The organism is Actinomycetota bacterium (assembly GCA_018334075.1).
GTDB lineage: Bacteria > Actinomycetota > Coriobacteriia > Anaerosomatales > UBA912 > JAGXSC01.
In genome coordinates, this window is record JAGXSC010000045.1 from 19,760 (window position 1) to 40,043 (window position 20,284).

General features: G+C 55.5%; 16 protein-coding genes. All 16 read right to left on the reverse strand.

Going from position 1 to position 20,284, the window contains the following annotated elements:
* Positions 1-2: 2 nt before the first annotated feature.
* Positions 3-1,136, reverse strand: coding sequence for a peptide chain release factor 2 (prfB, locus tag KGZ89_06235; GenBank protein ID MBS3974446.1), 1,134 nt, complete (start codon positions 1,134-1,136; stop codon positions 3-5).
* Between the two features lie 31 nt (positions 1,137-1,167).
* Positions 1,168-3,921, reverse strand: a complete 2,754-nt coding sequence (gene secA / locus KGZ89_06240) for a preprotein translocase subunit SecA (GenBank protein MBS3974447.1) — start codon at positions 3,919-3,921, stop codon at positions 1,168-1,170.
* Between the two features lie 436 nt (positions 3,922-4,357).
* Positions 4,358-7,699, reverse strand: coding sequence for a hypothetical protein (locus tag KGZ89_06245; protein MBS3974448.1), 3,342 nt, complete (start codon positions 7,697-7,699; stop codon positions 4,358-4,360).
* A 67-nt stretch (positions 7,700-7,766) separates the two neighbouring features.
* A complete protein-coding gene (locus KGZ89_06250; GenBank protein ID MBS3974449.1) occupies positions 7,767-8,324 on the reverse strand; it encodes a DUF5317 domain-containing protein in 558 nt (185 codons plus the stop codon).
* Entirely contained in the window at positions 8,321-9,508 is a 1,188-nt protein-coding gene (locus KGZ89_06255) for an HD domain-containing protein (protein MBS3974450.1), read from the reverse strand. Before KGZ89_06255 ends, KGZ89_06250 begins: the two co-directional genes overlap by 4 nt.
* Entirely contained in the window at positions 9,501-10,784 is a 1,284-nt protein-coding gene (locus KGZ89_06260; GenBank protein ID MBS3974451.1) for an HD-GYP domain-containing protein, read from the reverse strand. Before KGZ89_06260 ends, KGZ89_06255 begins: the two co-directional genes overlap by 8 nt.
* Positions 10,785-11,059: 275 nt before the next feature.
* Complete coding sequence (locus tag KGZ89_06265; GenBank protein MBS3974452.1) at positions 11,060-11,731, reverse strand: hypothetical protein; 672 nt, start codon at positions 11,729-11,731, stop codon at positions 11,060-11,062.
* A 155-nt stretch (positions 11,732-11,886) separates the two neighbouring features.
* Positions 11,887-12,441 (reverse strand): ribosome-associated translation inhibitor RaiA, encoded by a 555-nt coding sequence (gene raiA / locus KGZ89_06270; GenBank protein ID MBS3974453.1) that lies wholly within the window; start codon positions 12,439-12,441, stop codon positions 11,887-11,889.
* Between the two features lie 115 nt (positions 12,442-12,556).
* The gene (locus KGZ89_06275; GenBank protein ID MBS3974454.1) at positions 12,557-13,279 is read right to left on the reverse strand and encodes an amino acid ABC transporter ATP-binding protein; all 723 of its coding nucleotides are present in this window, start codon (positions 13,277-13,279) and stop codon (positions 12,557-12,559) included.
* Positions 13,280-13,299: 20 nt separating this feature from the next.
* On the reverse strand, positions 13,300-14,070 hold the full coding sequence (locus tag KGZ89_06280; protein MBS3974455.1) for an amino acid ABC transporter permease: 771 nt from the start codon (positions 14,068-14,070) through the stop codon (positions 13,300-13,302).
* A 102-nt stretch (positions 14,071-14,172) separates the two neighbouring features.
* Complete coding sequence (locus KGZ89_06285) at positions 14,173-15,015, reverse strand: basic amino acid ABC transporter substrate-binding protein (protein MBS3974456.1); 843 nt, start codon at positions 15,013-15,015, stop codon at positions 14,173-14,175.
* Between the two features lie 52 nt (positions 15,016-15,067).
* Entirely contained in the window at positions 15,068-15,958 is an 891-nt protein-coding gene (locus tag KGZ89_06290) for an amino acid ABC transporter substrate-binding protein (protein ID MBS3974457.1), read from the reverse strand.
* Positions 15,959-16,259: 301 nt separating this feature from the next.
* On the reverse strand, positions 16,260-16,778 hold the full coding sequence (locus tag KGZ89_06295; protein MBS3974458.1) for a ComF family protein: 519 nt from the start codon (positions 16,776-16,778) through the stop codon (positions 16,260-16,262).
* Between the two features lie 231 nt (positions 16,779-17,009).
* On the reverse strand, positions 17,010-18,242 hold the full coding sequence (gene mtnA / locus KGZ89_06300; protein MBS3974459.1) for an S-methyl-5-thioribose-1-phosphate isomerase: 1,233 nt from the start codon (positions 18,240-18,242) through the stop codon (positions 17,010-17,012).
* 2 nt (positions 18,243-18,244) lie between these two features.
* Positions 18,245-19,504, reverse strand: a complete 1,260-nt coding sequence (locus tag KGZ89_06305; protein MBS3974460.1) for an adenosylhomocysteinase — start codon at positions 19,502-19,504, stop codon at positions 18,245-18,247.
* 63 nt (positions 19,505-19,567) lie between these two features.
* Positions 19,568-20,284, reverse strand: a 717-nt coding sequence (locus tag KGZ89_06310) for a purine-nucleoside phosphorylase (GenBank protein ID MBS3974461.1), incomplete at its 5' end; no start/stop codon positions are given.

A 20,284-nucleotide genomic window follows, 5' to 3' on the forward strand; every position in this document is an offset into this window, starting at 1 on the left:
GGTTATGTCACCTTGGCCGATTGCGCCGATGAGTCGCCCGCACTTACTCTCCAGCGGTGGTAACCGACAACGAAATCATCGATCTGCCCGTCCAAAACCGCTTCCACGTTACCGGTTTCGATGCCGGTGCGGACATCCTTGACGAGCTGGTATGGATAGAGAACGTAGTTCCGGATCTGGCTGCCCCAGGAAATATCCTGTTTGACGCCACGCAATCGATCGAGCTCTTCACGACGTTTTTGTTCCTCTATTTCGAAAAGGCGCGAGCGCAGGATGGTCATCGCCGTTTCCTTGTTCTTCATCTGGCTCTTCTCGTTTTGGCAGGTAACAACGATTCCTGTGGGAAGATGCGTGATGCGCACCGCCGAATCCGTAGTATTGACCGACTGGCCTCCGGGGCCGCTTGAGCGGTACACGTCTATGCGCAAATCCTCATCTCGCAAGTCTACCTCGATGTTTTGCGGCAACACCGGCAAGACCTCAACGCCTGCAAACGTCGTCTGTCTGCGTTTTTTCTCATCGGTCGGAGAGATTCTTACCAGCCGATGAACACCGGCCTCGGAAGATAGCATCCCGTAAGCGTTACGACCATGCACCGTGAAAACCGCTCGATCGATCCCGATCTCCACCCCCGACGAGGCATCATGGATATCAACCTTCCAGCGCTTGAGTGCAGCGTACTTGAGATACATCTTGAAGAGCATCTCCGACCAGTCCTGGGCCTCAAGTCCGCCCTGACCAGGCAAAATTGTGATGATCGCGTCACGCGAATCGAGCTCGCCGGTAAACCAGGTGCTCACCTCAAAAGCATCGAGGCGTTTCGTGATATCGCGAATGCCCGTTTCGACCTCAACAGCCATCTCCTGATCGTCTTCGACCAACGCCAGCTCATTCGATATTTCGACGTCTTCGATGGCAAGGATAAGTGATTGATACGACTCGACATCGTCTTTCGCCAGCGCCAATTCGGCCATCACGGATTGAGCCGCGCTCTGGTCCTCCCAAAACCCCACTTCAGAAGCTTCGCCTTCGAGCGCGGCGATCTTCGCGCGCTTCTCATCGATGGCGAGGTATCGGGCGGTATCTTCAGCGCGGCGAAAAAGCTCGGCTATCTCTCGGGTTCGGTCAACGATCATATGAATATCTCTACCTGGCCTCAATCGTCGGTCAGACGTTGCTTCCGTGACACTTCTTGTACTTTTTACCACTACCGCAAGGGCAAGGATCGTTGCGCCCGGCGCCAGCGAATGGATCCGCCTTGTCCTTCACGACTGTAACCCCGCTCTTGCCCGCGCCTGCCGATGCGGCCGCCGCGGCACCCGGAGATTGCCCTGAGCCTGCTTGAGCGGCCGCCGATTGCATCGCGCCCGCGAATATAGTCTGCTCGGAAGGCGCACTGTAAACGACATCGCGCATTGAAGCCTCTGCGCTCGGCTCGGCCACAGTGACCTGAATGTGCATGAGCGTTCTGAGAAAGTCCTCGTTTATCTGGCCGACAAGTCCCGAGAACATTTCGTACGCCTCGGCTTTGTACTCGGCGAGCGGGTCGCGCTGACCCATCGCCCGAAGCCCGATTCCATCCTTGAGGTAGTCCATCTCGAGCAAATGCTCCATCCAACGAGCGTCGATAACTCGAAGCATCACATGACGCTCAAGCTCACGTAGTTGCTCTGCCCCCAACTCCGCCTCTTTTTGGCGGAAACGGTCGAGAGCGACGGTGATGAGCTCGTCCGACAGTTCGTAAGGGTTGCCGATCTCGGCCTTACGCTTGAGAACCTCACCGCTCAAACCCGTGACGTCTCTGTACCAGGTCTCCAGATTATCCCAATCCCACTCTTCAGAGTACGCGCGCTCGGGGCAGTAGAACAAAACGCCCTGGGTGATGACATCGGAAAACATCTCTTCGACGCGGCCATGAATATCCTTGCCGTCGAGTATCTGAGTGCGCTCGTTGTAGATAACCTCGCGCTGCTTGTTCATCACGTCGTCGTAGTCCAAGACATGCTTTCGCGCGGCAAAGTTCATAGCCTCCACCTGCCGCTGAGCGCTCTCTATCGCCTTGGACACCAGGCCGGCCTGAATTGGCACATCATCCGGTATCTGGGTGCGCTGCATCAGTGCGGAGATTCTATCCATCTTGTCCCCGCCAAACAGCCTCATGAGGTTATCTTCAAGGGAGAGGAAGAATTGCGAGACTCCCGGATCACCCTGGCGACCCGATCTACCTCGCAGCTGATTGTCTATGCGTCGCGACTCGTGACGCTCTGTGCCGAGAACCGCAAGGCCGCCCGCCTTCACCACGTCTACGTGCTCGGCATTGCAGATCCGCTTCGCTTCGAGCAAGGCGTCCTGACGATCCTGATCGCTCGCGTCTTCCGGCTGGATTCCGCGGCCTCTAAGCAGATCATCAACGAGGTACTCGGGGTTTCCGCCTAGTATGATGTCGGTACCTCGACCCGCCATGTTGGTTGCGATGGTAACGGCGCCAAGCCGTCCCGCCTGAGCGATTATCTGCGCTTCCTGCTCGTGAAACTTAGCGTTCAGGACATTGTGTTTGACTCCACGCTTTTGAAGCATGCGCGCGAGTAGCTCAGAGTTTTCGATCGAAATGGTGCCGACAAGCACCGGCTGGCCCGCCTTGTTGCACTCAACAATCTGATTTACAACCGCGTTTAATTTCGCCTGGAAGTTTCGATAGATAGCGTCGTTACGATCATCGCGAATCATCTGTCGATGTGTGGGAATCACCATGACCGGCAGTTCATAAATGGACCGAAACTCAGCGTCTTCGGTGACTGCGGTACCCGTCATGCCTGCTAGCTTTTCATACATCCGGAAGTAGTTTTGCAGGGTTATGGTGGCTAAGGTCTGATTCTCCTCGCGAACGTGCTGCTTCTCCTTGGCCTCGATTGACTGATGAAGACCCTCCGAATATCTCCTGCCGTACATCAGGCGACCGGTGAACTCGTCGACAATGATGACCTCGCCGTCCTTGACGACGTAATCGACATCTTTCTTGAACATGAACTGCGCCTTGAGGGCCTGCTGGAGATGATTGACCATCCGGCCGCTGGGATCCGCGTACAGATCATCTATACCAAGCCACTCCTCGATCTTTGAGATCCCTGACTCGGTAGGCGCAACAGTGCGCTTGGCTTCATCAAGCTCAAAGTCAGTCTCCGCACGTAACCTCGGCACCACCTTAGCGAAAGCCTTGTAGGTGTCTGCGGATTTGGTTCCGGCGCCCGAGATGATAAGGGGTGTACGCGCTTCGTCGATGAGTATCGAGTCGACCTCGTCGACGATGGCAAAGTGATGCCCTCGCTGAACGCGATTTCCAGGCACTACAACCATGTTGTCACGAAGATAATCGAAGCCGAATTCGCTATTTGTTCCGTAAGTCACATCCGCTTGATACGCAACTTTTCTACGCGCTGGATCCATCTGTGCCTGGATAATACCGACCTCAAGTCCGAGGAAGCGGTAAACACGCCCCATCCACTCACTGTCACGCTTTGCCAGGTAGTCATTGACGGTCACAATGTGGACCCCGTTGCCGGAGATCGCGTTGAGGTAGGCGGGCAGCGTAGCGGCGAGCGTTTTACCCTCTCCCGTCTTCATCTCAGCGATCATGCCACGGTTGAGGACCATACCGCCGATGAGCTGAACATCAAAGTGCCGCATTTCCAGTGATCTAAAAGCGGCTTCGCGACAAAGCGCAAAAGCCTCCGGCAGCAGCTCATCAAGCGATTCACCAGCAGAGTATCTTGTCTTGAGATCGGCCGTCTTCGCCGGAAACTCATCATCTGACAGCTTCTGGACGTCGGGCTCGAGTGCATTGATCGTCTCAACTACCGCTTCGAACTCGCGCAACTGCTTGCCCTCACCGATGGTGAGGAGCTTCGCGAGAAAATTAGCCATATTTTATCCGCACCTTTTCTGGGAAGTGATTAATCGAAAGTGTCCGCGTAAAAGCGAGACAGATTCTACCACATGAATCTGCTTACGCCTCCAACCCAAAGTAGACGAAGCTCCTACTGCGGTGGGGTCCTTCAGAATTAAAAACCGTGGGTGGTCGGCAGCTTCTCTCCGCCGACCACCTCCGCTCCGACAGCACCTCGGGCCCATAAGAATCGGTCCTAAACGATGACTGGTGCCCCTCAGGAGCTCTCCCGGCTCCACACCTCACCCTACATGGCCGTACTCTTTTGCTCTGTCCCCAAACGGGGAGGCCCGACGTACTGTCATTGCTTGACCCGGTGGCTACCGGGTCTGATAACGACGATAACCGATGGGTCTTACTAAAATCTAAATAATTGAGCATTTCTAAAAATATTTTAGAGTTTTCGGTAAATCCTCATGCAGTGGAGGCGTCTTCATCTCTCGGCTCGGATAAACGAGGTGTTCCTAGATGCTCCATCGACAGTATCTGATGGTAGATTTGCGCCGTCTCAGAGGACGGATCCATGCCAAGATCCTCGTTCAGGCGTTTGCAAAACTTCATGTAGACCTCAATAGCGGTGCTACGTTGACCAGCGGCCGCAAGCTGCTTCATGAGGTTTTGATGAAGATCCTCACGCCATGCGTCGGCAGCCACGCCGCGCCAGGAGAACCTGAGTGCCCGGGCATTGTCACCCATTTCAGCAGCGAGCTCAGTGGCCCGCAACATTGAATCCCCAAATCCGATTCGATAGCGGTCGCGCTCATCTGTAAACCAGTCATCATACAGATCGCCCGGTAACAACTCACCAACGTACAGCTCATCAAGGCGCTCGTAAGCTCCCAGTGCCGATTCCATATCCCCCATACGCTCTGCCGCAATCGCCTCTGACCTGAGCGCTCCGAACTCGGAGATATCCACTGAAACCAGACTCGATACCATTCGGCACATCCCGCCGACATGCTCGAGATACGGCAATGGAACTTTGCGGTCCGCTTTGGACAGAAGTGCCGACTTCATCGCGCTCCAAATCACGTAAAGATTGTTTTGCGCTTTTTCTGAGTCTTTGTCGGGCCACAAATAATCAAAGATAATATCCACCGGAACATCTTGCCCCTGCTTGAAGACTAGCATCGCGAATAACAGGCGCGCTTTTCGCTTCTTCCAGTCTTTCTCGCGCACACTTCTATCACCGACGCGAACCCCCAGCCCTCCAAACATGCGAACTTTGCACATGGGGACATCTGCATCCTGCCGCTTCAACTGCTGGCGTATTCGATCGGCTGTTTCCTCACACGTAAACCGAAGAGCAAGTTTTTTCCATGTCTTTTTCGAGCGTATAACCTCAAGGGCCGCGATAAGAGTCTTCTCGACGTCATCGGGTAGCACCATTTTTAGCAAGTACCTAGAAAGACGATCCGGATCCGCCACCTCCGAAAGTAGCCCCAGCAGGTGAGGGAATGCGCGAATATACATTCCGATCCACCAGTTCGAATACTCGCTCAAGACATATTCCGCATGAGGTGCAAGCCGTTTCCTGGCAGCGCCCAAATCGCCTTTTCGTCGGTCGCTTTCAGCCAGAATCATATCCGCGATCAGCGCATATTGAGCCGCTCCTATTTTCGTGGCGGAATCCCTAACGGATTTCGCATGCTTTTCAGCGGCTGGTGCATCTTGCAGCACCAAAAGATTAGCAGCAAACTCCAAGGTCGCCAGCCACTCCACCCATTTACCTGAGCAACGTGTCGCGTGCTCGAGCGCTGTCTCGGAAAAGATCAGAGCCTGTTCATGCTCCCCGGCTGCACGGGTCCAGGCAGAGCGATAAGTGCACAACCTTGAGAGTTCCATCTCAAAGTTTCGGGCTTTGTTTCCATCGTATGCCTCAGTTGCCGCTATCTTAGCCTGCCCATAATCCCCTATGCCCGCCGCTGCTGTCGCCAAGTTGCTTAATTGCCAAAGCTCAACATAGGTAAGCCCATGCTTTTTTGAGGTTTTGATCGTGGATTCCGTCAGTTGCCTTGCGCGCTCAAGGCGACCAAGTTCGCAGTGTATGGCATTCAGATTGCCTTGAATGTGTATTTGCATTGTAAGAGACAGCCCTTCCATATTCAGTAACCTGGAAAGCCTCCGCCTAGTCTGTTTTAAATTTCCATACACGCTCACATCAACGAATAGTGCGTTATTTCGCACCAAAGCTTCTACTTCCACGTGAATGTTTTTGTTGTCCGCTATCCAAATCGCCTTTTCGATATGGGGCAGACCTTTGTCCATATCCAAAAGATAGCTAAAACAAACGCCGAGATACGCATGAGCCAATGCGCGCACATCATCGTCAACTTCCATTTCAAGAATTTTGGATAATACTTGCGTTGCCTCAGCCATAAGCGCGTCGTCCATTTGAACGCAAACCCTCAACATCAAAGCTTCGGCCGCCAATTTTTCATTGCCCTCGGCAATGGCAAGATCATAAGCAGCGCAGGCTAAACGCAACGCGTCCTCCTTTTCAGCTTTTGCCCTCAATAGTCGCGCATTCCAGAAAAGTAATTTCGAACTTCTCGATATACCGACGGGCCCTAGACGTGAAAAAGCCATCGATAGCAACTTGAGCTCACCTGATTCATAAAGCCTGTTTCCCGCTTTTTCCATCCACTCTGCCAGCAGCTGCAACGGGGCGCGTCGCAGTGCGAGCGCGAAAAGCGCGTCATATCTTCCTGTCGCGTCAAAATTTCCTAGTGCTCGCCGCAGCAGGTGATCAGATTGGAATCTAGTCGAGTCCGGCTGGGTAAAACATCTCTCCTCATAGATTTCCGCAGCCAGATCATGGACGCGAAATCTGCATGTCTCTCCCGCTCCGGAAACCGTAACCAAAGGCATCAACTTTCCGAGCATCTGAATATCTGCTACTGCTGGCCTACCGACAACCGCCTCCGCCTCCTCACCGGTTCCCGATTTCAGCAACGCGCATGTATAAAGTACCGCTTTCAGACGATCGTCAAGCTGCATATCAACCAGCTTGTTCAGATGCGCCACCAAATCTAGGGGAGCAGGCCCTGCAAACGAACCATTCTCTCCACTCTGGAAGGAGCCTAGAGCGATATGCCTGGCAAGCACACAAGCCGTTGCGGCTCTACCCGCCGATAGTTTCATCAGCTCTTCCGCGGCGCCAACGTCCACTTCACCGGTCAGGTAGCGTTTCAATACCTGCCAGCACTCCTCCTCACTGAGCTTCAGGTGATCGGTTTGAAGCAGAGTAACCCCATCGCTCTCCTCAAATACTTCTGGTGACTCCCATCGCGTCGTCACGATAACCCTGCTGCTGTCGAGTGTTTCGAGCATCCCGGTCAGCTCCCGAACGGCGGCCACGTCAGCTCCCACCGGCATATCATCAAGAACGACAGTGACCCCCTTGCCTTCGCGAAATCGCTCGAGCGAAGATCTCACGCCCTCTACCAGATCAACTGTGTTTCGGTTGAGTATCGACGGCGCAGATCTGAGCTCGACACGACCCTCGCCGGCGCCAAAAAAATCATCGAGTGCAGAAAAAAGCTGCTCCCTGTTCCACTCCAACCCCGAACAGTCGAGCCAGATTACCTCCCCCTCGAATATCCCTGCAAGCTGAGAAGCCAGAACACTTTTTCCATAACCAGCCGGTGCGGCAAGGACCACAAAAGAGTCGTCCGCTTTGGCGACAGTCTCGACCAGTTTGTCTCTCGGTACAGTGCCCCGAAAACGCGAAAGGTATCTTTTCGAATAGTGCATGCCCACCGCCCCTACTAATGAGTCTCCCCAACATGCATCATTACCTATCAGTCATAACAAAATCCAACTAATTTTTGCAATCATCAAACTGATCATGCATAGCTGCGAAAATATATACCCCCAAACCAAACGACATATACACATCTCCTATGCTGACGATGTTTCCCGAATCTCCGGGTCCGGGCACCGGCAGCACATCGCCGAGCCATAACAAAGATGTACCCATTTCGGCCGGAACGTGGAGCCACGATTGATCCAGCGCGGCATAAACCACTTGCGCTTGGCTGGATATCATCGCAGCATTTGCCGTTAGTACCGGCATCCCGCCATTCACAGCGATTACCACAATATTGAGTGCAAGGCCCAATGCGACAAGCGCAAAACCCGGCTCGCGGACGTTCCAAAGCGATATCGCGAGACAGCCTAAAGCCGGGATCATCCAAAAAACGTACAGTAAAATCGATTCGGGCAACTCCACCGGAATCCCCGTCGCCACAAGCTGAATAAACAGAAGCACAATAAATATCTCGATCCCCCGCAGCCGATGGTGGGCCAACGCGCCGAACTTTCCTTTGGTGATAAGGCCCAGCGCGATGCCGAGAAGCATTCCGATAATAAGAATCATCGCCTACCCCCGTAAGCCAGCCCAGCCTCAAGGGCATTCAGAACACTTTCAGAGTGCCCGGCCGGATCTCTTTGTCGCATGATGGAGATGCGCTCAGCTGTAGGCACGCCCCTGGCTGCGAGATCATCATAGTGTGAGGCGACCCTCACGATCTGCGCCAACAAGAACTTGTCCACCTCGACCTCAAGGGCAAACTTCGACTCCCTGCCCTGAAGTAACAGTACCGGCGCAAGATCACTAAGAAACTCGACTTTTGAGAGCATTTCGGCTCCGCGGGACGCAACAGTATCGGAGCTCTCGTGGACGCTGCCATCCACCCTTGCTTCCAGCCCTAACCTGCCGATGTCATGCAAGAGAGCGGCTGTCGTGAGCCGCTCCATCAACTCTCCGCTCAGACCAAGCTGACGGCCGATCAAGGCGGAAAGCTCCGCTGTACGCTCGGCATGCCCGCTTCTGGCTGGGTGTTGCATTTCGGGGATGTGCGCGAGCGCCGAGATGGTGTGCATATATGCCGAGCGCAAGCCGAGAAGCAGAGTGAAGCTGTGCTGCATAATCACCATTAGGGCCACAAGGATAAAAACCGCGAAATCACCTAGCCCCGGATAGATCAGCACCATAACAATTGCAATCGATATCTGCGAGAGATAGAGCGTACCGACAGTTCGGACGATCCCATTAAAAGCATCGCGGATCCGAGAAAATCCATACCTTCCTTCGAAAATCAAGAACCCAACAATATCCACTAAGGCATAAACTACCCCAGATAAACCGCCCAAAAGAAAAAGTTGCAAGTGCCCGAGGGGGAAACCCGAACCCAAAAACGCAATGCTAAACAGCAGAGCCAGGCCATATATAACTATCACGCGCCTGAATAGATCAAAAAACCACATACGCGATATGTCGGTGGGCTTTACTAAAACCAGGGCCACCGCCGACCCCAAAGCCGCGGTCAAGGTTGCGACTTCGGGTGAGAGCAGCATCATGGCTCCGACGGCCGCTCCTACGTCGATTCCGAGTTTGCCGCCGCGAGTCAAAGCCAATGGCAAGAGATTGAATACCGCAATACCACCAGCAAGTAATAGTGATGTCAGCAGCCTGATATCAGGCCCGATAAACTCCATCACAAGCAAGGCCGTCAGCGATCCGATGGCTATGACAGTCCCTGACGCCCTTGCGCTAAACATTTGCCGGCTCTCCCACTCCTCGACGCACTGTGGCAGGAGCGATCGCCCCTTCGTTGATCGCGGCGACAAAGGCCTCCACGCATTTAGGGTCAAGGTGACTAGGGACAGAGTTCCTCAACTCCTGAATCGCCTCGTCCAATGAGAGAGTTTCCCGGTATGGCCTCAAGGAAGTGATCGCATCGAAAGTATCGGCGACCATAATTATGCGGGCACCTAAGGGTATCTCGTCACCCTTTAGCCCCATCGGATAACCTTTACCATCGAGACGCTCGTGGTGCGCGGCGATCAGCGGAATGACGTCACGCAAGAACTCTACTTCCTCCAATATCTCAACCGCTATCGCGGGATGCTCCCTTATCTCGCAATATTCCTCGTCGCTCAACTCTCCCTGTTTGCACAGAGTCTCCCCCCGGACAATCACCTTGCCGATGTCGTGCAGCAATGCGGCCCACTCGATGCGCTGCACTTCGAACTCTCGCAAGCCTAAATGCTGACACACTGCTCGCGCGTAAGCCGCTACTCTTTCGGTGTGCCCGCTTGTGTACTTGTCCTTCACTTCTATCGCCGCTACCAGCGAGCGAACAGTATCCAAATACGCCGCCTGACGCTGCTGATAGATCATGAAGGTCTGTCTGGACACCAGGAAGGGAGCGATCAGTAATACGAGATACGCGAATCCCGCGAGTGCCACAAGTTTTGCGATTACGAGTCCCAGCAACGCTAGTGGAAGCAGCCCTCGTATATAATGCAACGCATCGGATGCAATTGCTCTGAACTGAGATTTGGTCACTAACCGGATCGCGATTACAACAAGCCCTACGTTTATTGCTGTATACGTTACAGCCGTAAGTAGCACCAGTAACAGCCAAATCCAAATGTCAACACCTATCTGCGGTTCGAAGTATAGCGGCACGCCCCCCATGCCCAAATAGACACTTCCCGCAACTGCCGCCGCTATTCCAAGCTGCGACATATTGAAAATAATTTGATAGAGTGGCTTGCCGCTAGCCAAGTCCCTGGAGGTTACCGATCCAGCAATCGCAACCATTACGCCTAGCTCAGGTCCGCCTAGCAAAATCGCAGCAAGGCAAATTGCAAACGCCAGTGACACGCTGCCGCCGTTCGGCAACTTATAAGTAAGCATTTCAGCAACAAAACACACTGCACCAAGCAGCAACACTAGCAGCCAGTCAATACGGCCAGGCGAGCTATATAACCAATAGAGCATCAGCACTGCCGCGAATGTAACTAGATGGAAGTAGGCACGGATCAGCATCGTGCCTACCCCCGCGATTCCGTTTGAGCTTTATGCCGCTCGCACATTATGGGCAACAATTTTTTTTACAGTCTCATATTCGCTGCGCCAGTGTAAACAATGGCGGTTAGCGCGGTGAGTAGAAAAATAATGCGCTTCATAGTAAGAAGACCTCCTAAGTGTTTCTTTGATCTTCTCCCATTCCGCTAAAGATGGAAGAACGCTGTCCGCTCCGCTCGCTCGTTTGCGTACAGTGTCCGGTTTGCTGATCATTCCGGTTGCCCGCTACAAGACCGCTATGTGGCTGTCAAAAAAAATCCGAGGCGACGATTGATCGCATCGAGCGTCGCCTTGACGATCGAGTCTTTCTCATTCTGTTGTACCAGGGCGGATCCCACAAAAGACTCCTCGCCCATGGCGGACACAAGCGAAACGCATGAGACCGCCACACGCTGACGGCCAAGTTGCAAGACATCGACGTCTTCAAGGCCGAAAAGCCTGGCGTCGGGGACGCACTTGTTGATCGCGTTGAGAGTCGCTAAAGCCACCAGGCGAATCCGGCCGGTTTTGCTCGCGGGGCCGCTGGCTTCTCCCTGGTATGTCTTGCCATCGATTTCCAGCTCTACCACAACTGCCGAATGCACCCCGCTGACGTGGGCGTTTATCGATGAGATTCGAGTTCGAAGCCCACCTCGGAAATTGTCCGGCTCCAGCACTTTGGCCACATCGGCGCCCAATTGAGCAACCGATATTTTCTTGTGGTCAACCGCCAGGCCATATGCGGCCATCAATGTCGATTCGATGTCGCGAACAAGTTGTTTTGGCGCCTTGCTGGGAAGCGCCAGTACGTGTATCTCTTGAATGACTCCCTCTGGGGATGCAACCACACGGGCAGCTTTGACCTCAGCTATCTGGCCCAACGTGTTTTCGATATCCTCAATCGATATCCGAGACACCTGCTGGTCCATTCGCAGCCTTTCACTTGATTGACTTGCCGGTCAGATCAATCTCATGCCGATAAAACTACTAGGTTGCATCACGCACTGTTCCCTACTCTATTCCTGTAAAAAGCGCCGTGTCAAGCAAAACGAAACCGAGCAACAGCCAAATGCTGCGCGGGTCTTCAGCTAACGCGCGGCTCTATCAGGCCATAATCCCCGTCCTTGCGACGATACAAAACATTGACCGCCTCCGTTTCGGCGGATGTAAACACAAAAAAGTCATGGCCCAACAGCTCGAGTTGGAGTATCGCCTCTTCAGGCATCATCGGCTTTACATTGAGCACCTTGGTCTTGACGATGCTGGGCTGCGCTTCCTCGTAGGTATCGCTCTCCACTGGCACCAATTGAGTTGAAGCCGCCCGCTTGCCGAGATGCCTGTCGAGCACCTTGCCCTTGTACTTGCGAAATTGGCGCTCCAACTTCTCTGACACAAGGTCGATCGCGGCATACATGTCAGAAGCGGCCTCTTTGGCGCGAATGACAGGGCCCTTCGTCCAAACAGTGACCTCCGCGACATGATTTTTGCCGATGGAGGGGTTCTTCTCCACATAAAGCTCGACTTCGGCCCGCACATGGTCGCCATCGATGATTTTGGCGTTTCGGCCGATCTTGTCGTGCGCGTACTCGCGAATAGCGTCTGTTACCACCATATGCCGACCCTTGATTACCATGTCCATAAGGTACCTCCTATAACTACAGCGACGGGCTTGATTAAATGAAGACACCCATAACCATGCCGTTTATGGGCGCGTCTTGAGGTTTCGCTGCCAAGCCAAATATCATGTATATAGTCTAACTGATATGGCCGAGAAAATCCCGTGTTCGTTCGTGAGAGGGCGAATCGAAAACTTGAGTGGGAGTTCCCTGCTCGACGATCAAGCCCTCGTCCATGAACACGACTCGATCCGCCACATCCCGAGCAAAGCCCATCTCGTGAGTCACGACCAGCATAGTCATTCCTCCTTTGGCCAGGGCCTTCATAACGTCGAGAACATCCCGAACTAGCTCAGGGTCGAGCGCGGAGGTCACCTCGTCAAAGAGCATCACATGCGGATCCATAGCGAGTGATCTCGCTATCGCAACGCGCTGTTGCTGTCCGCCGGATAACTGCGCAGGATAGCTTTCTATCTTGTGCTCGAGCCCGACGCGAGTCAGTTGCTCTACGGCTACTCGCTCCGCTTCCTCTTTCGATCGGCTGAGCACCAGCCGTTGCGCAAGCATCACATTGCCCTTAGCGGTAAGGTGGGGAAACAGATTGAACGACTGAAACACCATTCCGATGTGCTCACGAACCCTGTTGATATTGGTTTTCGGGGCGTTGACCATGACGTCCTCGAACCAGATCTCGCCGCCGGTGGGCTCTTCGAGGCGATTCACGCAGCGCAGCAGTGTTGACTTGCCGCTTCCGCTGGGGCCGAGGATGACGACCACCTCGCCCTTGGTCACCTCAAGATCGACCCCTTTGAGCACCTCATTGGAGCCGAAAGTCTTGCGAAGACCAACGAGGCGAACGATCAACTGCGATGACGTGTCGCTCACCTTCCTCCACCACCCTCCGACTCGGCGAGTTTGGCTTCAAGGCGTGCGACGATTCTGCCTAGGGGTATGGTCAAAAGCAGGTAGAATCCCGCCGCAACAATATAGGCAGACATATTGAGCTCGACGGCCGCGAACTGTCTCGCACGTTGGGTAATCTCGTTGATGCCAACCGCTGCAAGAAGAGCGGTGTCTTTGAAGAGCAGGATGAACTCGTTCATCATCGTCGGTAGTATGCGGCGCACTGTTTGAGGGATGATCACGAAGAACATCGCCTTTGGCAGAGTCATCCCGAGCGAGCGAGCGGCCTCCATCTGACCCTTGTGAATCGACTGAATACCGGCGCGGAATATCTCGGCCATATACGCAGAGGAGTTGAGGGACAAGATAAAGAGGCCACGCATGTAGATTGTGTAATCAATGCCGAACAAAAACGGCTCTTTGAGCCAGGGATTATCGCGAATCATATCCTGATATCCCGGAAGCAGCGTGACGCCGAACCACACGACCAGAATCTGCAGGAAAAGCGGTGTGCCTCTGATCAGATCGACATACGCAGTAGCTGGCCATCTGAGGAGACGCGACTTTGACATCTTGAGAAACGCTATCGCCAGCCCTACCGGGATCGCCAAAAGAAACGAGCCAACCCCAAAAAATACAGAAACCGGAAAAGCGCTAAAGATAATGGGAATCGATCTTTCGATCACGTCGACCGAGAGAAACAGCCTCGTGACCGGGTTAGTCTCCCACCACTGAATGAAAGCTTCCAACAGCATCTCCTGGACAAAGACAGCGACAGCGATTAAGGGGCCGGCGATTGCCGCAGCGGCCCCTTAAATCACTAGAACATCTTATAACCCATTTGGCGCGCTTTAGGGAATTGAAAGCGGGTCGGCGCCAAACCACTTGCGATATATCTCGACGTATGTACCGTCTTCCTTTATCTCGGCTAGTGCGCCGTTTACCGCATCACGCAGCGCGGTGTTTTCCTTGTTGAACCCGAATCCGTACTGCTCATCGGTTTGGATCTCAGCGACAACGGCCACGCCGCGTGCGGGATCCTTCGCGATATCCTGCGAGATCGGTGCGTCGTTGATCACAGCATCAACATCACGAGCCTGCAAAGCGCCAAATGCTGCGAGAATGTCATCGAAAGTTACAATCTCAACACCCTTCGGCTCTAGATTTTCCTTGGCCCAGATCGCGCCGGTGGTTCCGGACTGAACTCCGACCTTGTCCCCGGCTCCGAGATCATCGACGCTGGCAACAGGCGAATCCTTGACGACAGCCAAAGACTGGTTCGCGTTGATGTAGGGGTCCGAGAAGTTGATCTTCTCGGCACGCTCGGGAGTGATCGTCATCGCCGAGGCTATCATGTCGAACTCTGTGCCTGCCTGCATTCCGGTGATGAGAGCGTCGAACTTGTAGGTCTTGAACTCCACCTCGTAGCCGATGCGCTCGCCTATCGCCTTCACCAAGTCGACGTCGAAACCAACGATCTCTCCGTCAACCACGCTCTCAAACGGAGGATACGCCGTGTCCGAACCCACGATTATCTTGCCGGGAACCAGCGTTCCGAGATCTGCTGGCTCTTCGGCAGCAGGCCCGTTGGCCGGTTCAGGCGGCTGGGCAGCCGGTGCACAGCCAGAAAGCAGCACCGCCATCGCCAGCATCATCGCAAGCACCGTCGGGAAAAACTTACGCAATTTGGTCATCAATGCCCACCCTTCCCATAAGCTACACAAAAACTACACAAAAACGCGCTCACTATGGTAGCACGAGTCTTGGTAGAGTACCGGCCCAAGTTGAACGGATCATCTCAATGACGCCTCCCTGCGTCAGCTCATCGAGAACACCTCGGATCTCGGCGGCAAGATCGGTATTTTCGGGTGAGACCGCGACACCTAGCGCTTTGGGCGAACCGTACTGCCCGGCAAAAGCAACACCTTCGAAATCACGTGCCACATAAGCCGAGACAACCGCGCTGCCGGCCACCACATCTATCTCACCAGCGGAAAGCGCCTGGAGTGCCTCCCTGATAGTGGGATAGGCCGTCACAGCGCCTTCGCCGAGATCATAGTAGAGCGCCCAGTACGAAGGCGATCCCTGCCGGGCGCCGATCCTCTTGTTACTGAAAGCATAGGGCGAAACTATCTGCGCGACGTCGGCCGAAGGCGTAGCCTCAGCCGACGGAGTGGCCGCCTGGCTTTCCTCGGCGTCTGAAATCTCCTGCTCGGGCGCATCCTCGGAGCGAACAAAAAACGCTGGGCCGTCCATCATGTAAACGCCTGCGATGTTTACTTCGCCGGCAACCTCTTCGGTCAGAGGAACAGACATCACGACATCCACCTTGCCATCGGCCAATGCTGCGGCAGCCTCGGCGGGTGTCACCTGGATGGTGCGCAGCTCAAGTCCAAGCTTTGAGGCGATGGCGGACGCCACCTCGATGTCGATTCCGGCCTCAACGTCTGCATCCCGCCCCGCAAAAGGCGGATACTCCAAATCCACACCGACTCTCAGTACCCCGGCTTCGCCGATGAGTGGAGGGGCAATCTTCGGCTCGATCGTCGGCTCTTCAGCTTGGCGGGCGCACCCTACCACAAGCACCAACATACCTAGCAGCAAGAGAGCGACAACGGCTTTTCTCCTGACGCGCATAGCTCACAACCTCTCGCAAAGTCCATAAATACCGTCATTCAGTAAGTGCTCTCACCCGGCTGACCTGGTCTTTGACCCCACACTCGCGTACCGGGACTTTCGCTCGATGCAATCTCACTAACGATCCTCTCGCCCCTGAACCGCGGGATGCGGTCCTAACGGGCGGTACGACTTACCCCTAAGACGCGCCATGCTCGCGCGACGAAACCGCCGGCTTACGTGGGTCCTTTCGGCCGCGTCTACCATGGACTTGGGCGCGATAGCGCCCTCAACCACAGACCCGGGTGGGAGCATAGTGATTCTACCACGCGCGAGCCAGAGCTCCGACCCGAACTTCGTCGGCGCCGCAAGCAAGCAGCGCGGCCGCTGCCGAATCAACCGTCGCGCAGGTCGTCATCACGTCATCGAGCAGCAATACCCTCGAAGGCAACGATACCTCCCGAACGCCGATCATTGTGGCTGCGACATTCCTTTGCCTTTCCTGTCTACCGAGATGCCTTTGGTCAGCCCTGGTGGCAGAGTGAAGCGCTAAGAGCAGTGGAACCTCCCACATCCGAGCTAGGCCGTCAGCGACAAACTCGATGTGATCGAAACCCCTAAGCGAGATCGCCTTAGGCGACGCCGGAACCGGAACTACCGCCTGGGTCCACTCTCGCCATGACTCCAGCACCTCGGCGAGAACCGATGTCATAACGGGTGCGAGTCGTCTTTCGCCGCCGTCTTTGTAGATCGTTACCAGCCGAGAGAGCGGGCGCACGAGTGATCCCGCGCAGATCGCCTCGCTGAACGCAAACTCGCTGTTCCAGCACTCGGTGCACACTATCTCGCCAAACGGCGTTCCGCAATGTCGACACGGATTCGCAGGCCTGATCGCGCGGATTGTCTCGCGACACCGATCGCAAAGCAGGGCACCCGGGAAGTCACACCCGGCGCACCGAGTGGGATAGACCGCTTCGATAAGGCCTTCAAGCCACAATTTTCACGCCCCAGTTCCCCACCAAAACCGGAATCCCTACCCCGCTCGTGCTGGCGATCGGCCGAAAGATCCAGCTTACTCGATCGTCATTTCGTGAAGCCCGCCTGAGCCCATGCAGGTCAGCCCAAGTGACATCTCAAAATCGGGTCTTACCACGCCCCGCTCAGTAATAATTGCCGTAATGTACTTCGCGGGCGTGATGTCGAATGCCGGGTTGTACACCGGAACATTCAGAGGCGCGATTCGCGCCCACCCGTCAAGCTGGTAAGCGCCGCCTTTGCGGGCGACCATGAGCTTGTGTCCCCTTGATATGTCAAACTCGTACGAGCCTTCTTTGGTAAGCGCGTCGAATGTTTGAACGACTCTCGGATCCGTTGCCTCGAACACCGCCGACCAGGAAACGCCAGTGACCTCTTCCTCAGAACGCTCTTCGATCACCATCTCAGCACCGGTGCTTATCGTCAGGTTCACCGTGGAGGAAGGAGCGGCGACATAAAACGGGATGCCGTGTTCATGCGCGAGCACTGCAAGTCCATATGTGCCGATCTTGTTCGCGGTATCCCCGTTTGCGGCTATGTGATCCGCACCGACGATAACCGCGTCCACGCCCCCTTGCTGCATAACCCAAGCCGCCATGCTATCGGTGATAAGCGCACACGATACCCCTGCCATCATGAGCTCCCAAGCCGTCAAGCGCGCGCCTTGCATGACCGGCCGAGTCTCGTCGACCCAGACGTGCTCGACATTGCCCCTTTCGTGGGCGGTGAAAATCACCCCTAGCGCTGTGCCAAAATAGGCTGTGGCCAGGGACCCAGCGTTACAGTGAGTCAGTATTTTCGAGCCCGGCTCGATCAGATCAGCGCCATTGGCACCCAGGACCCGATTGCGCTCCTCATCTTGGGCGATCATGCTCAGGGCCTCCTGTAAGAGGATATCGCGCAGCTCAGGGAGGGGTAGATCGCTCTGGTCATAGGCCAGCCGGCGCATGCGCTCGACTCCCCAGTGAAGGTTTACCGCTGTTGGACGAGTGGCCTTGATCTCGTCGGCAACATCTTCCAGGGCGGCAAAAAACACATCGTGCGCCTCGATATCGTCAGCCTCATTCGTGGCCCATGCGGCGATCGCCAGTGCTGCGGCGACACCAAGCGCGGGTGCGCCGCGAACAGCCATCCCCTTTATCGCCCAGCACACTCCCGAATGCGTCTCGCACTCAAGAATATCTCCCACTAGCGGCAAACGCGACTGGTCGATAAGACGGACCTTGCCATCTTCCCACCAGATCGTCCGTGGAATATCGTTGATCGCCATCGCTAGATCGTTCCTTCACGCCACGATGACAGGTACCGGATTTGCTCCTCGGTAAGCTCGTCGATAGTAACGCCCATACTCTCCAGTTTCATCGCCGCAATTTCGCGGTCGATATCTTCCGGCACATCGTAGACGCCAGGCGTGAAGTCACCTGCATTGTGCACGAGAAGCTCCGAACAAAGCGCCTGATTAGCAAATGACATGTCCATAACGTCCGCCGGATGGCCCTCGGCGCAGGCGAGATTTACCAGGCGGCCGTCGGCGAGAAGGAAGATCACGCGACCATCGGCCATCACGAACTCCTCCACAAGCGGACGCACTTCCCGGACAGATGCGGCTGTTTCCCGCAGCTTCTTGATGTTTATCTCCACATTGAAATGGCCGGAGTTGCAGATTATCGCGCCGTCTTTCATGGCGTCGAACATCGGGGTGTCGATAACATTGATGTCGCCTGTGACGGTGATCCAGATGTCGCAGATGGCAGCGGCCTCGACGGCGGGCATCACCCTGTATCCGTCCATGACGGCCTCGAGTGCTTTCAGCGGATCGATCTCGCAAACCACAACCTTGGCGCCCATCCCCGCTGCGCGCATCGCCACACCCTTGCCGCACCAGCCGTATCCCGAGATCACGACGGTGCGTCCGGCAATAAGCCGGTTCGTTGCGCGCACGACCCCGTCAAGCGTCGATTGCCCGGTGCCGTACCTGTTGTCGAAGAGGTGCTTTGTCTTGGCTTCGTTGACGGCGATTATCGGATACTTCAACTCGCCGTCGCCAGCCATCGCCGCAAGGCGGACCACGCCCGTAGTCGTCTCCTCGGTACCGCCGATGATGTGCTCGAGCGCTTCTGGGAACTCCGAGTGTATCCGGCCCACCACATCGGCGCCGTCGTCCATCGTGATGTGCGGCTTGTGCGCTATGGCCGCGTCGATGTGCGCGTAGTAAGTCTCGGTGTCCTCACCTTTTATCGCATAAGTGCGAATCTCGTAGTGTTGTACCAGAGCCGCGGCCACATCGTCTTGAGTAGACAGCGGATTGCTCGCGCACAACACAATATCGGCGCCGCCCGCAGAAAGAGCGCGCATGAGGTTGGCGGTCTCGGTCGTCACATGCAAGCAAGCGCTGATGCGAATCCCCGCAAGCGGCTTTTCCTCGGCGAAACGCTCTCTGATCTTCGCCAGCACAGGCATGTCGCGGTCAGCCCACTCGATACGCCTTTTACCCTCGTCAGCCAGGGAGAGATCCTTTACGTGATATTCCATAACAACTTCCTTTCGCAAACAACATTAGGTCGGCATGAACCGCCGAGAAACGACCACAAAAACCTAAAGCCTTGCAAGTATACCAGCCACGAGCCTCGATACGACCGGGGCTTTGTCCGCAGAGGTCGCCAGCACCTCATCGTGCCCGTGAGCGCTTCCTGCAGCCACGTTGGTCACTAGCGACAGACCCAGCACGCGCATTCCGGCGTGCACCGCGGTGATCACTTCGGGCACGGTCGACATTCCGACCATATCGGCGCCGAGCGTGCGTAACATCCTGACCTCGGCGGGCGTTTCGAAGGCAGGTCCACTCAAGGCTGCGTACACTCCCTGGCGCAGATCGATCCCGAGCTCTGACGCCACCTGCTTGGCCAACGCGCGCAACTCCGGGTCGTAAGCCTGCGTCATCGGAGGGAACCTGGGTCCGAACTCATCGACGTTCGGGCCGATGAGCGGGTTGGTAAACATGAGGTTGATGTGATCCTCGATAAGCACGATGTCTCCCGGCGAAAGCTCCGGCGAGACACCACCGGCGGCGTTCGTGGCCACTAGAGTGTCAGCGCCGAGAAGGCGCGCCACCCGGACATAGAGCGCGAGCAGTTCGATCGGGTGCCCCTCGTAGTAGTGGATGCGGCCCTGCATGATGAGGACGGGAGTGTCTCCGGCGTGGCCGAAGGTGAAGCGACCAGAGTGGCCCTCGACGCTGGGCGGAGGAAATCCCGGCACCTCCTCAAAGGGCAGGGATGCCGCGACCTTAGTCTCGCCGACAACACCATCGAG